Below are 14,373 nucleotides of genomic sequence, written 5' to 3' on the forward strand. Positions count from 1 at the left end.
ACAATCTGCGGCACCGTCTGGCTCTGGAAGATGCGCAGGTTGCGGTCGCGCCGCATCGGCCACAGGTCCGGCTCCACCGTCAGCTGGTAGACCGCGTAGCGCGTGCCGCTCAGCTCCTGGCTGCGCACCGCTACCCGGGTGATTTTGCCGTTAAGGTAGCGCGGACTCAGCGCGCTCATCAGGCCATCGGTCGGCAGCGTAAAGGTCACCGGCTTGCCCAGCAGGGCGTGGCGGTCGATACGCGCATCGGTGGCCAGCAGTTCGGCGGTGAGCACAAACGGACGGGACAGCGTCTCGCTGCCCGTGAGCGTATGGAACAGCAGGCCGTCCGCCGGCAGCTGTGCAGTAATGCGTGAGAACATAATTAGTTTCCGTACTTATATTAGAGATTAGGTACCAGTGCGTCATAGCGCTGTCATCCGGCGTATCAATGTGCACCAGCGGCTACCCGCGGTCTGCAGGTACTACATGTCGCGCTGCTGCTTTAACCCACCGTTTGCAACCCGCTACACAGGCAGCGCACCATCCCGTTTTAACGCCCGTGGCGGTGCAGGACTTTTTCGCCCAACATGGCAGGTTTTTTAAACAGCCAGTCAGACGCATTTTTCTCACACTGGCAGCCTCCATACGCGGCCCAGACTCCCAGACAGGGTGAGTCATTCCTGGTTAAGTAGCGTCTGCTATAGATTAAACCGATGTCAGGGAAGGCAACCGGCTTCAGTTCCGCTGGCCCGGGGCTTTTGGCAGCACAACCCAGTGATACAGCATTTCTTCTCTGGCCGGAGTATAGAGGCATTTCAGGAAGCGCTGTTCGATGCTTCTTTAAAGAAACGCGGCGTAAGGGAAAGCATAATCCGTATCAATATTAACAGACAGCTTCCTTTTTTAATTTAATTCGCCAGCCAGATACCGTAATAAATCACTATAGATCCAAGAGAAAGAATGACCTTTGAAAAAATGAACAGCCCTGGCGCCAGCTTATTGGTAATCGGTAAAAACCTCCTGTAATTATCAGTATTATATTTCTTGTGAAAATTCATAATAGAGCCAAACATATTGCACAATCCAACAAGTATAAACCTCATACCCCATATAAAAAATAATGAGGCACCTAACGCTTCCATTAAATCCCCTGCGGCGTCCCTGGTAAAACCCGGGATTATCGCTGCCAGTCCTTTAAGGACGAACCCGATAGCGATAATGGCGATAAAAATCCCGATAAAACCCTTCCCTATGTCAGCCAGCGTTTTTCTCCCATAAGAAATCTTACTGCTCCAGATAAAATATACAGTTACTAAAAGGAAAAATAAAAATGCTACGATTTCCATGACCGTTGTCATCCCTTTTAAAAATTAATTGCCCGCCAGAAACGTAGCACCGGTCAGCTCCCGTGGCAGACCAGACACGTCGTTATGATACCAGTTAACCTGAGCGTCATGCTCCGTCTCGCCCTGTTGCAGACTGATCTGCGCCAGGGGAGCAAAGCTGTCATCCTCGTAAATCCAGAGGTGCTGGCGCGAGCCTCTCACCTCACTCAGCAGGCGATTGCCTTCCCAGATAAAGCGCGTGATACCAGAAGCATCGCGTTTCCAGCTTCGACGTCCAAACGCATCATAGCCGTAGGTGGTTCGCTGCTCGCTTCCGTTTCGGATGCTCAGCGATTCGGTCAGCTGATGTTCAGCGTTCCAGATAAACTGCTGGTCTGTGTGGCGGCCGCTCAGTTTGCGCGTCACATTACCAAAGCCGTCACAGGTCCAGCGTTTATCTTCATAAACCCTGAGTCGGTTATCCTGGTGTCACGATGCTGCTGATCCTCAACGATCGCAGCATGGCCTCGTTGCATGAGGAAGTGGCCCGCTACGTTCAGAAGAAACGGGACATATTACCGGGAAGTCGCTGACTGAGATGAGATTTGAGGTCGGTCAGAAGGCAACGGTGAAGGTTGAACAGGGCTGACTGATTCTGACACTGGGCTGCTAAAGATAAAAATCCGGAATGAGCGTTAAGAGCGCTTCCGACTTTTTGTTATTTAGTAATAATAATATCTGGAGACTTTTTTGATTTTATAAAATCAGAGAAGTGTTCATGTTCAAAATTTTCCCCACTTTCTTCCATAATATTAATCGTGTTGATGATAAAATTAGATAATTCCCTTAGCTCTTCGATAGTTACTTGCAACGACATCTCCTCAAGAGAAACTAAATCGCTATCTTCATTCTCATATCCGTAAATTTTCATAATACACATTATCTTTATTCGGGTGGTGTCCATCCATGACTAATCAGCCACTTACGCGCTTTCTTTGTTGGATTTGGTATCCCTCAGTGGGCATCATGGACACCGCCAATTATATTAGAAGAAGTTCCGTCCGAGTAATGGACATGTGCCTCCTGACCAGGAATGTAGCCTCTGTCGACTCGCTCTATTTCTCGCGGAGCTTGCCCACGCTCAACTTCTTTTTGCATTGAGCCCGGCGACGAAGGTTTACATTTCGACCGATTCAGCCTTAATGGATCAATCCAACTCAACGGATTCGGCGCATACTGATAAAGGTTAACCCCACCAGCAAGCCCTATCGGATCCTGGCTCACAAACCTGCCCGCATCCGGATCATAATTGCGAAAGCGGTTATAGTGCAAACCTGTTTCCGCATCGAAATACTGGCCCTGATAGCGCAGTGGCTGATAAACCGGCTCTGTATTCTCCGCAGCAGCCTGCTCTGTGCGCAGCGTATTACCCCAGGCACGATGGACGGCACGCCAGACCACACTGCCATCAGCACCGGTCAGCTCGCGTGGCAGACCAGACACGTCGTTGTGATACCAGTTAACCTGAGCGTCATGCTCCGTTTCGCCCTGCTGCAGACTGATCTGTGCCAGGGGAGCAAAGCTGTCATCCTCGTAAATCCAGATGTGCTGGCGCGAGCCTCTTACCTCACTCAGCAGGTGATTGCCTTCCCAGATAAAGCGCGTGATACCAGAAGCATCGCGTTTCCAGCTTCGACGTCCAAACGCATCATAGCCATAGGCGGTTCGCTGCTCGCTTCCGTTTCGAATGCTCACCGATTCGGTCAGCTGATGTTCAGCGTTCCAGATAAACTGCTGATCTGTGTGGCGGCCGCTCTGTTTACGCGTCACATTACCAAAGCCGTCACAGGTCCAGCGTTTATCTTCATAAACCCTGAGTCGATTATCCTTGTGTCACGATGCTGCTGATCCTTAACGATCGCAGCATGGCCTCGTTGCATGAGGAAGTGGCCCGCTACGTTCAGAAGAAACGGGACATATTATCGGGAAGTAGCTGACTGAGATGAGATTTGAGGTCGGTCAAAAGGAAACCATGAAGGTTGAATAGGGGTGACTGATTCTGACGGCAGACAGCTAAAGTTAAAAAGATAGAAGGATCGTTAAGATCGCTTCCGTTTTATCATTCATTCTCAATTTCGTTTATCCAGCGGCGAAGATCATCATCCGTATATAAAAAACCCCAATCTGAAGAAGGTAAATCCACAGCTCCTAGCAATTTCAAGTATTTTAAAATAACGGGATCTTCTAATCTTAATGAGTCATTATCAAAAATATTAAATGCCCATTCAAACACATCATCTCTCTTCGCATTACCTGCCAACATATCTGATATTTTATCAATAATATCAACGCGTTGAATTTTGATATCCAAAAATCACCTATTTCCTTTATAATTATCATAAATATCAAATATATGATGATTCCTATCATGAGTAACAGGCTTTGGAGCCACACTTCTTATATTTTTAGCATGGTCTTCCGTTTCAAACCATGTATGTTTATTACCTGTAGAAGGATCCCATTTTCTGACTAACCCGGTGCCTTTCATCTCACTTAGGTTTCGAGATAGTTTTATACTCTTTTAATAACAGGATAAAAATAATATAATTATTCCTGCTTAAAGATTTAATTATATTTATCAATGAATAAATCATTGAAATATCACTGCTCACCAAAGGCTAGAACCGCGGAATTACTGTTATCAGATGCCTTATCGACAAGACGTCGGTGCAGGATTTTTCACCCACCATTGCAAGCTTTGCAAATATCCGATCAGACAAATTCATCTCCCTCTGGCAGCGATCATACGCGGCCCTGAATTCAATAGTTAACTTCCATACCAGCTAACAATTTTCTCTTTAATAGAATCCAAAAAAGAAATATTAGCAACTATGACATGAATTTGAACACCCTCCACCTCTTGTTCAAACTCGCTTAATGAATCAGCATCTTCATCTAAAACAACTTTTATAATAGCGCCATTACTTTTTTTTCGCGCTGAAAATATTGGATTGCCATCCATAAACGGCTTCCCATTTGAAAAAGTAGTGTTGTAATATGGGCAATCAACAGGTTTTTCAGATTTTATAAAACTCAAAAAAAAATCTTTTAAAAAAGACTCTAACGCTATATACACATTCTCATCATCAAGATAACTATCAAACATATTTACTCCAAAAATGCTTTTCCAGAAATAATCTCAATATCTACACGTTCGTGCTTAGTGTCTTTCACCATAAATGTTTTACTCACAGGAGCATCAGCACCTCCGCATTTACTGGCAGTAGTTATAAATTTCTCTGCCTTTCGAAATGCATCTTTTCTGAGTACTAAATCACGTTTATTTAGTTTACCTTTCAACTCAGTCATCATTTTTTTAGCTTCCTCTGCAGTAAGGGGATGTTCCTGGCTCCATGAAACAGACTCCTCAAGAGAGGAGCCTTGTGCCTGAATTCGCCCTCGATGAGCTGCTGATAATCCTAACGGATCCACCCAACTCAGCGGATTCGGCGCATACTGATAAAGGTTAACCCCACCAGCAAGCCCTATCGGATCCTGGCTCACAAACCTGCCCGCATCCGGATCATAATAGCGAAAGCGGTTATAGTGCAAACCTGTTTCCGCATCGAAATACTGACCCTGATAGCGCAGTGGCTGATAAACCGGCTCTGTATTCTCCACTGCGGCCTGCTCTGTGCGCAGCGTATTACCCCAGGCACGATAGACGGCACGCCAGACCACACTGCCATCAGCACCGGTCAGCTCTCGTGGCAGACCAGACACATCGTTGTGATACCAGTTAACCTGAGCGTCATGCTCCGTCTCACCCTGTTGCAGACTGATCTGCGCCAGGGGAGCAAAGCTATCATCCTCGTAAATCCAGAGGTGCTGGCGCGAGCCTCTCACCTCACTCAGCAGGCGATTGCCTTCCCAGATAAAGCGCGTGATACCAGAAGCATCGCGTTTCCAGCTTCGGCGGCCAAACGCATCATAGCCGTAGGTGGTTCGCTGCTCGGTCCCGTTCTGGGCGCTCACCGATTCAGTCAGCTGATGTTCAGCGTTCCAGATAAACTGCTGGTCTGTATGGCGGCCAGTCTGTTTGCGCGTCACATTACCGAAGCAGTCATAAGTCCAGCGTTTATCTTCATAAACCCTGAGCCGGTTATCCTGTAAGGGCTGCGTCTGAGCCTCACTCAGCAGATTGTGCGCCGGATCAAAGGCAAAATACTCATCACGCGCCCGCGTCATGCGTCCCAGCGCGTCATATTCGTAGCGATAATCGCCAGTGTATTTATCCGTCATCTGCGTCAGCTGTCCATCGTGCCGCCAGACATACTCGCGTGCCACCGCTGACTGCGCGCCGCGGCCCGCCCGCTGGCTTATCAGCCGGCCCATCTCGTCGTGCAAATACTCGCTGCTGATTGCGCCCTGGGTGCGATGCACTTCACGGTGCATAACGTCACGTTCGCTTTCACTGATAATACGGTTACCAAAGTTGACCTGCACCCGATGCCCGCTGCCATAGTAAAACTGCTTCAGTTCACGCCCATCCGGTAAGATAGTGTGCGTCCGGTTACCCAACTCGTCATAGCTGTGGCGCAGTTCATAACGGTGCCCCCGAACCAGCGTCCGTTCAGCAAGCAACTGTCCGGCATCATCCCATTCGAGTTCAGAGCGTCCGCCATGGTTGACACCTGCAGTGAGGCGTCCCAGTGCATCGTAACGATAGCGGGTACGTTGCCATGTGGCATCTCCACCGCGCGACACCAGCTTTTCCAGCAATCGTCCGGCGGGATCCCGTTGATAGTGCGAGTGGATTACCTGCCCGCTGCCATCGCCTTCTTCAATACGAGCCAGCAGCCATCCACTGTCATCATATTCATAACGCGTTTTACAACCATCAAACCCGCGCTCCTCCACGCGGTTATCCCGGGCATCGTAGTGAAAGGTATATCGCGCACCGTTCTCATTAATCAGAGCGGTCAGGCGACGGGCCAGATCGTATTCGTAGCCAATGCTGTGGCCGAGTGCATCAGTGCGTGATAGCGGCAAGCCATCAGCAGCCAGCGTCCAGCGCGTAACCTGCCCCAGAGGATCCTGCCAGGCAACCAGACGTTTCCAGCGGTCAAACTCAAAGCTTTCCGTTCCACCATCGGCATGCACAATCCGCTGGGGCAGGCCATTCCATCGGTTATAGAACCGGGTATGATTTCCTGCCGCATCCGTCTGCTGCTTCATCCAGCCATATTTGTCATAGTCAAAGGTCGATGTGCGACCTGAGCAATCGGTATGACTGATAAGAAAGTTGGCCTGGTTCCAGCATAACGTTTGTATGCCCGCCGCAGCATCACGTACCCTGACCAGATTGCCACGGTCATCATGGTTGTATTCTGTAATGCGTCCTATCTCATCAGAAAAACGGATCAAGTTTCCTGCTGTGTCGTAGATAAATTCACGTGTTCCGCCTAGCATGTTGGTCACACGAACCGGCGTGTTCCAGCGTTCGTGATAATCAAAACGTGTAGTCTGACCATCTGGCTCAATGATGGCCGTACAGTTGCCGCGTTCATCATAGCGGTAGCGTGTAATTCGGCCGCTCTGGTCGGTGAGTTGTGTCATCTGACCGCGGGCATTACGTCTGATACGAATATGCCCTTCCATCGCATCCTGATAGCCAATCAGTTCCTTATTGTCGTCAAATTCATAGTGTGTCACGCGTCCCAGTGCATCAGTGACCGTTGTAGTCTGACTGCCATATTCAAAACGCCATTCCCCGCCGAGGCTGTCGCGATGTGCCAGTACCTTTCCTTCAGGAGCATAGGTGTCATAGTGATAAAAACACTCCATTTCGCCCGCGCGGCGATGCGCCACCATAATGTGGTTACGGTAACGAAATTCACGCAGCACCTCGTTGATCTCATTACGTACGGTAATCAGGTCACCCTGAGGTGAATAATCGTAGCGGCACAGAATTTCGGCATTCAGAGGATCAGACGGATAACAGACGCTGACGCTGGTGATACGGAAAAAAGCACTCCCTGTGTCCGATTCAAACTGAGAGAAGTTGATATTAAAACGACGCCCGGCGCTGTCTTCAATCTGCACCGGCAGATGCAGGATGTTGTAACGAATAATAAGGCGGTTGCCGTGACGGTCGCTGATGGCGGATAGCAGCCAGCGGTCAGATTCAGCTTTATGTGTAAAGTGCCAGTGCTGACTTTCATCTGCGTCTGAAATGCAGAATTCCTCTGCCTGTGGCTGCGAGATATAGAGTTGTTCGTAACGATGAAGTTGTGGCCTGCGTCCTTCATCAGGATAAGGAAACTCTATTTCGCGCCCCTGCTCATCGATCAATATCAGCAGATGATTTTTCTTACGCACTTCCTGTGAGATGGGCAGTGACCAGCCCTGTCCCAGCCAGCCATTGCCGATTTCATCGGAAAAATAGTAGCGTTGCCAGTTAAGGGGGACCGAGGCTTGAAAAGAGAAATCATTATCTTCAGGGCCGAACAGCAGTTTGATACCCAGTACAGGGTTAACCGGACTACCAATCGCTATATCGACCTGCGGCAGAGGCCTTGCCGGAATTTTGCACGGCTCAGTCTTTTTCTGCGCATGTCCTTTGTCACTGCCTCCCTTTTCGCTGCCCGCTTTCTTAGCACTGATAACTTCATCAGCTTCTTTTTTAGCGGCTTTAGCTTCAGCTTTAGCGGCGGTTGTTTCAGCTTTGACGGCTGCTTTTTCTGCCAGTTCAGCACCTTCTTTTGCAATACCCTTGCCCACTTTCGCGGCTTCTACTGCTTTACCAGCCTTTGCTGCCAGCTTACCGGCTTTAAATGCTGCCCCACCACCGGGTATAAAGTTAGCCGCCGCCGATGCAGCTGAAAGTGCTGCGTTACCATAATCGCCTTCTGCGGTGTAAATTGCCGCGTTCGCGCCGTCAGCCACCGTGCCGACAATTGGAACTGCGCCTAACACGTCCAGACCGGTATGCACCCAGTCGCCATAACTGCTCCACCAGCTTTTCTTTTTCGGCGGGTTGGCACTGCCCGCCGCCACATGGCCTTGTGGTGCAGGCGCATATTGTAATTTACCAATCGTATTTCCGGTTGCCATTGGAGCTCCGTGCGAAAATATACAGGTTAAAGAAGGATTTTTTATATTAAGCGTGCTTATTCAGATAAGGCATGCGATGCAGTTCAGGTAAATAGTTTCACCAGGTTCCGCTTAAGGATTTATTCATTGCGGCGAGAAAAAAGATAAAGCAGCCAGATATTGTCAAAAGGGTTTTTATACAAATCCAATGAGTGAGATCGTAACGTGCAGGCATGTAATGATTAAAATCCCAGAGCAATCATCATAATGCCCACATTATTCAGATGCGAGGATTGATACGAGTACCGCACCATCTCGCTATCATGCCAGAAAGTGAATAAATCAGGGTTTATCACTATGCAACTGACACGCCAGCCAGCACTTCTTAGCGCCTGTTAAATCACGAGCAGAGCGATTTAAGCAGGCCGTTATGCAATCTGAACCTGTCACTTATTATAACCATGCCAGGCTCATCAGTCTGAATTAATCGCACGTTCAGGCATCCATCAGAAGCTGATTTTAAATTTGACCCAAATACCTGTTAATTTTTGTCGATTAATTTTTTTATATCTTCCAGCTTATCGATTGCCATTTTATTATCTTTATCGGTATTACTGAGAATTTTATCCAAAAACTGATTAAAAGTTACATTATTAACATCAGTAATATTTGCATCTGCGCCATGATTGAGAAGGTATTCAACCTGATCATATTGTTGACCATACAGACCTTGAAAAATTGCCGTTTGACCTAAGCTATCTTTTGCATTGACATCAGTGCCAATCTCTACAAGATATTTTAAAGTTGGAAAAGCCCGCTCATTGGTTGTATAAAATATTATCGGTGTGCTTTCAAATCTCGCATTTTTATCCATCCCGCCTTTAATTAAGGCTTTAAAAAACACAGGGTCTGCGTATCCTGCTGTATTAGTTGCCACAGATCCCATGTCGACAACGTATTGAAGAGGATTAGCGCCATGTTTTACTAAAACACTCAATATATTGATTCTGTTAACTTCCTTTTTTGATGCCTCACTCAGAGCATAATACAAAAGCGTTAAATCCTTCTCGCCAGGCTTATTAAGATCGGTTTGCGTTGATAATTTTTCCACCTCATCAACGTTGCCCTCTCCAATTGCCTGCGCGAGTTGTAACTGACTGCCTGAGAAATATTCTTCCGGATGGATTTTCTTAATATCACAAGTCTGTAAGGTTAACAAAGAAAATATTAACAGCAATAATCCTTTCCTGATGAAAACCAAAGTCTACCTCCGGGAATTGCTGGTATATTACTGTTCTTTTCCAACTCCAGAAAACCCATCACCTGACCGACACTGTAAATAAACTAATCACCCTGACACTTAATAATTCTGATTAGAATAGCGTTAACATCTGGCCATTTTAATTTCTAACGCGTGGGCGGCATCATGCCCTATCAATAACATAAAACTATCCAACTAAATTTCCGGCAACCCACCTGATAAGCACATCCTTACTGAAGGAAAACCAATTAGTTAGAGCATCACGTTACCAACAAAATATTGCAAAGTTTTTAATTTCGTTCAGAACCCGCACTAAATATAAAAATCATTTCTTAATTTATGCATCTGCTTTCACAACCTAAATTCAATAAAGCAGAAAAGCATTTCTATGCGCTTCTTTTTAAGCTAATCCAATTTTTTATCTAACAGAAAAAAACATATTCTCTTATATTGCCTATAGCGTCGCTTATGTCAGTTTACTCTTCTGACCAATGGAATAACTTTATAATACTCATCTCCAATCAACAAAATAAATGGCCTTACCCTCAGTTACAACTGATTTATTCTTTTAAAAGGCATGGCCTGCTGATATAAATAACAATAACGTTTTTTTTATAAAATCAGTGTGACATCCTTGTCTCTTAATTGACCAAAATATCCATGACGTTATCAGCAAGAATCGAAATTAAGCACGTCCACCTTTTTCTTTAGCAAGCTTATGAATTTCCATTAACTTATCCTGTGTAGAACCTTTCTCACCGTTATTGCGTTTGATCACATCATCAAGTTGACGCATAAATGACCACCCGGTATTTTTTTCAACCGCATTAGGATTGGCTCCGTGATTCAGTAACCACTCGACAGTATCTAACTGCATTCCATCCAGCGCAGCCATTACGGTTGATTTTCCCAACGAGTCTGTTGCATTAACATTTGCACCGCGATTTACCATCAGAGCCAGAGTTTTTAAGGTATCGTCTGAAGCGGCATCATGCAGCAAGGGTTGCCCCTGGACTTTAACATTCACGTCCATGCCACCATCAATTAACGCAGCCATAAACTCCGGGTGCGGCGATGCGGCGACTACTTCAGCGACACTGCCCATATCAGGCACATCCTGAAGAGGATTGGCACCGGCTTTGACGAGCTGACTGATGATTTCTAATTGCTGGCTTTTTCTATTTTTTGCTTGCTGTAAAGCAAAATAGAGCAATGTCATGTCCTGCTCACCTGGCTTATTAAGAGAGGTATCAGGGGTTAGCTTCCTGACCTCCGCGATATTCTCACTGGCGATAGCCTGGGCAAGACTCAATTGTGTACCATGGAAAAATTTTTCTGGAGGATATTTACTCATTGCATTACATCCTGAAACTGAAATTAAGAATATTAGACCACCATAGCGGGCTACTTTTTTTATAAGTGACTTAACCATTTTTTCTCCTTAAATTGAAGATAACAACTTCTCGTCATTATCTTTCTCCAGTTCAATACAGTGTTTTACCTGGTCCATCCCATGCATATCAATTGCACTTCCCTCTCCACCATCCATAGGGTGCTTCTTGCCAACGGCAGAAGGAGACATTACCAACGCCACTCCCAATGCACTAGATGCAACTGCACCCCATGGTCCCAGAGTTTTCAGTCCAGTGAGCCCTAGCCCACCTATCACTGCAGCCCCTGCCCAGAATCCGGGCTCCTGTATCATAGTAAGAATTTCGCCTTTGACACGATAGGCAGAGATATTTTCTTCCGCTTCAGAGACAGGTGCTTCGCCGCTATACTTTTTAACGGTTGATGAATTCAATCCTGCAGAATTGAATGTCCAGCCCGTTTTTCCGCTTGCCCGCGAAGCTGATGAGGCCATTCCCCCTCCCAGAGAATGTCCTGTCATATCAATTTGCGCTGAGGAGCGTCGAACCGATGTGCCTATTGAAACAGCCTGCTTGTAATAATTTGAGCTTACACCTATGCCCTGCTGAACATTGTTTTTCCAGTCAGCGGTTTCCGTCATTCGCGTCCCTCTGAATACGACGGATGCAGACATATTTTTTCCAAAAACAGTTTCGTCGGGCTCATATACCCTTGCACGGAAACCCGGTTCTTTGGCGATTTTTAATGCTCTTGGCGTAAGGTTATATTTTGCCAATGCCTCAGGGTCGTCACTGATATCTTTCCAGCCTTCAGGTATTTCAGGCATAGGTCTGGTGGGATCGCGGGGCTCATAAACATAGTCCGCTAACCTCGCCTTTTCCATGCCGGTATTATTCTGCTCAAGCCGCAAGGCCGCCTGCACCACTTTAGGGTCCTTACTGCTCTTTCCCTTTTCTATCAATGCCTTACGTCTTTCCCACGTCTCTTTCTTTGTCAGATTTCCGCCGCGGCCACCAAGCGCTTTGCCATTCATGGCAAAAAGATCCTGCACACGGTTCAAGGGATAACCGCCAATGTAGGTGTCCGGGCTGTGCTCTATTGACCAGCAGTCACCCTCAACAGTACCACTCACTACACCTTTATTGCGTCCTGCTGCATCACCAATAGTGGTGGGGATATAGCTTGTTTTATAAACAAACGCGGGATGACCATTAAATTTCACGCTATCGACAGTGCTTTTAGAAGGCGCCAGTGTGGCCGTTACCGGATAAGGTACCGGTGGCTGAATGCCGGGGGTGAAACAGAGATCCGGCGCTAAACCAACAACTTTATAAACGCCGTCTTTACGTGCGGCATAGTTATCAGCCATGGCGTTGCTCCTTATTGACCAGAGCCAATAGCGAAGGCGGCAGGGGGGTAAAACTGTCAGTCTGACTATCGTCGGTAAGCTGTTGCTGCCCACGTTGCATCATTACTTTTCGCGCATCCATAGCGATAAAGCGTAACTCCGTTATTGCAGGTTCCAGTTGTTCAGAAAATACCACGCGATAGCTGCAATGTACTTTACGCGTGGGTAGATCGATAACCAGCGTGTCAAGTTGCAAATCATAAGTCAACCCGGCGCCTTGCTGCGTTGTAACAAAGGCAAAAAGTGTTTCAACCGGCACAGAAAAATCGATCTGCTGTCCGCTCTTTTCCTGATGCGATATCAGGTTTTTGAGAGTGACAGGAATATATGTCATGGGTTTGGGTAAAGGGAATTGCATCCAGGGATGCGCTCCACACCAGTAGTCAAACCGAAAATCAGCAGGCAGAAACGGATGCCGATGCTGTTTCCATGCTTCATCATAGGTACCGGCAAACGTAATGCGAGGATGCCAGCCTCTCCCATAGAAACCAAAACCGGCAGGCAGATTTTCATCTTCAATATTCTTAACAGGATGGGGCAGTAGTTCAAACTGGGGTGCCGGAATATGCTGCAGCTTTAGCTCTTTCTGAGCTTTAGCCGGTAACCAACCTCTGCCAACACTATTAACGGATGATGCCAGTTCTTCACCTTTTTCCAGTCGATAAAATCCTCCCTGAGCAAATTCATAGCGTAAATCAACATGAGTAACAGGCTTTGCGTCAGTGAGATGCCAGGTGGCGACCATTTTTCGCCACTCGCGCGGGCCATAAACATTCAGCAGACGGGTGAAATCACCGATACGAGCGCCGGCACTGAAATGCCGAACAGGCTTATCTTCCGGTGCCCACGCAGTGCCATTGATCACCACATCTAGCCTGGGTTTGTAAGGCGCAAGGTCGCTTTCAAAGCGCACACTGCTCGTGCCCGCTTCATCGTAGTAATGATCCTGCTCGACCAGGTCGCCCTGATCTTCACACAAGGTTAGCTTACCGGTAATGATATCGAGATCGTAGCTAACGCGAGCCACCAGCACGTTAAAGCCATGATCATGCTGGTCAAGCGACTCAAACAGCAGCGCCGGAAAGGCAGTTAAATTGGCAAAGTTTTCCATAATCAGTTGATGTCTATCTGTGTGCCATCGATATCAATCACCTTCTCACCGACCAGCTTGATCTTATTCGCGCTGATGGTAATGGTGCCATTCTGTTCAAGCACAATCATCGATTCGCCACATACCAGGGTGATTTTGTCTTCAGCACTGAACTCTGCATTTGTTCCGGCAGAAAGAGCGATATCCCGCCCGGCATTGAGCGAATATTTCATAGCGACATTATGCATCTGCATTGCGCCGACATTAGTCATCCACCCAGCCCCAACATTGAGCACATAGGCGGCTCCGATGTTTGTGTTCTGCGCCAGGCCGACATTGAGCATTGACGCCAGAGCAATCGTTTCAGTTTTCGCCTGATCCACTTTCAGTGTCTGATTGCCATTTATCGTTACCGACTGATTCTGGCCAATCCGCACTTTCTCATTCTGATCCACCGTTTCGGTGCGATTGCTATGCACGGTGATAGTTTCATTACCATCCACCGTTTCAGTACGGTTCTGATGAACGGTAATGGTTTCATTCTGATCAACCGTCTCAGTACGGTTTTTCTTCACCTCAGTGGTTTCATTGCCGCCAATGGTTTTGATCCGGTTGCTGCCAACACTGTGGGTTTCATTGTTTTCCACCTCAGTGTCCATGTTCTTTTCAGCATGCAGCCAGACCTGTTCCTCACCCGCCTTATCCTCAAACCTCAGCGCGTTCGCGGTGTCCGCCGTGCCATCCTTTGACCGGCTCAGAAAGCCCATCTGCGTCGCCGCCGCCGGCAGCGCCCACGGAGGCATGCTTGCCTCGTTATACACGCGGCCGATGATCAGCGGAC

General features: G+C 47.4%; 11 protein-coding genes and 2 pseudogenes. All 13 read right to left on the bottom strand.

The genetic code is table 11. The features are described from left to right. The coding region (locus QSK07_RS22475) for a contractile injection system protein, VgrG/Pvc8 family (RefSeq protein WP_285723275.1) at positions 1-362 on the bottom strand (362 nt) is incomplete at its 3' end. A 528-nt stretch (positions 363-890) separates the two neighbouring features. After that, positions 891-1,328 (bottom strand): hypothetical protein, encoded by a 438-nt coding sequence (locus tag QSK07_RS22480; RefSeq protein WP_285723276.1) that lies wholly within the window; start codon positions 1,326-1,328, stop codon positions 891-893. Between the two features lie 45 nt (positions 1,329-1,373). Continuing rightward, positions 1,374-1,790 (bottom strand): annotated as a pseudogene (locus QSK07_RS22485) (RHS repeat-associated core domain-containing protein); the annotation flags it as partial. Between the two features lie 235 nt (positions 1,791-2,025). After that, positions 2,026-2,238 (bottom strand): hypothetical protein, encoded by a 213-nt coding sequence (locus tag QSK07_RS22490; RefSeq protein WP_285723277.1) that lies wholly within the window; start codon positions 2,236-2,238, stop codon positions 2,026-2,028. A 236-nt stretch (positions 2,239-2,474) separates the two neighbouring features. Further along, a pseudogene (locus QSK07_RS22495) lies at positions 2,475-3,194 on the bottom strand (RHS repeat-associated core domain-containing protein); the annotation flags it as partial. A gap of 232 nt (positions 3,195-3,426) precedes the next feature. Beyond that, positions 3,427-3,678, bottom strand: a complete 252-nt coding sequence (locus QSK07_RS22500) for a YxzC family protein (protein WP_285723278.1) — start codon at positions 3,676-3,678, stop codon at positions 3,427-3,429. Between the two features lie 456 nt (positions 3,679-4,134). Further along, complete coding sequence (locus QSK07_RS22505) at positions 4,135-4,473, bottom strand: hypothetical protein (RefSeq protein WP_285723279.1); 339 nt, start codon at positions 4,471-4,473, stop codon at positions 4,135-4,137. Positions 4,474-4,475: 2 nt separating this feature from the next. After that, on the bottom strand, positions 4,476-8,423 hold the full coding sequence (locus QSK07_RS22510) for an RHS repeat-associated core domain-containing protein (protein ID WP_285723281.1): 3,948 nt from the start codon (positions 8,421-8,423) through the stop codon (positions 4,476-4,478). A 520-nt stretch (positions 8,424-8,943) separates the two neighbouring features. After that, the gene (locus tag QSK07_RS22515; protein ID WP_285723282.1) at positions 8,944-9,639 is read right to left on the bottom strand and encodes an ankyrin repeat domain-containing protein; all 696 of its coding nucleotides are present in this window, start codon (positions 9,637-9,639) and stop codon (positions 8,944-8,946) included. Between the two features lie 709 nt (positions 9,640-10,348). After that, positions 10,349-11,095 (bottom strand): ankyrin repeat domain-containing protein, encoded by a 747-nt coding sequence (locus QSK07_RS22520; RefSeq protein ID WP_285723283.1) that lies wholly within the window; start codon positions 11,093-11,095, stop codon positions 10,349-10,351. A 9-nt stretch (positions 11,096-11,104) separates the two neighbouring features. Further along, positions 11,105-12,403 carry a Tle-like phospholipase domain-containing protein gene (locus QSK07_RS22525; protein WP_285723284.1) on the bottom strand — a complete coding sequence of 433 codons (1,299 nt, stop codon included), beginning with the start codon at positions 12,401-12,403 and terminating at the stop codon, positions 11,105-11,107. After that, positions 12,396-13,553, bottom strand: coding sequence for a DUF2169 family type VI secretion system accessory protein (locus tag QSK07_RS22530; RefSeq protein ID WP_285723285.1), 1,158 nt, complete (start codon positions 13,551-13,553; stop codon positions 12,396-12,398). Before QSK07_RS22530 ends, QSK07_RS22525 begins: the two co-directional genes overlap by 8 nt. A 2-nt stretch (positions 13,554-13,555) precedes the next feature. Beyond that, a partial coding sequence (locus QSK07_RS22535) for a bacteriophage T4 gp5 trimerization domain-containing protein (protein WP_502921735.1) occupies positions 13,556-14,373 on the bottom strand: 818 nt, incomplete at its 5' end.

The organism is Pantoea sp. QMID4 (assembly GCF_030270445.1).
GTDB classification, from domain to species: domain Bacteria; phylum Pseudomonadota; class Gammaproteobacteria; order Enterobacterales; family Enterobacteriaceae; genus Pantoea; species Pantoea vagans.

Coding starts and splice junctions, on each gene's coding strand:
- QSK07_RS22480 (WP_285723276.1), bottom strand. CDS start 1,328: ATGGAAATCGTAGCATTTTTATTTTTCCTTTTAGTAACTGTATATTTT.
- QSK07_RS22490 (WP_285723277.1), bottom strand. CDS start 2,238: ATGAAAATTTACGGATATGAGAATGAAGATAGCGATTTAGTTTCTCTT.
- QSK07_RS22505 (WP_285723279.1), bottom strand. CDS start 4,473: ATGTTTGATAGTTATCTTGATGATGAGAATGTGTATATAGCGTTAGAG.
- QSK07_RS22510 (WP_285723281.1), bottom strand. CDS start 8,423: ATGGCAACCGGAAATACGATTGGTAAATTACAATATGCGCCTGCACCA.
- QSK07_RS22520 (WP_285723283.1), bottom strand. CDS start 11,095: ATGGTTAAGTCACTTATAAAAAAAGTAGCCCGCTATGGTGGTCTAATA.
- QSK07_RS22525 (WP_285723284.1), bottom strand. CDS start 12,403: ATGGCTGATAACTATGCCGCACGTAAAGACGGCGTTTATAAAGTTGTT.
- QSK07_RS22530 (WP_285723285.1), bottom strand. CDS start 13,553: ATGGAAAACTTTGCCAATTTAACTGCCTTTCCGGCGCTGCTGTTTGAG.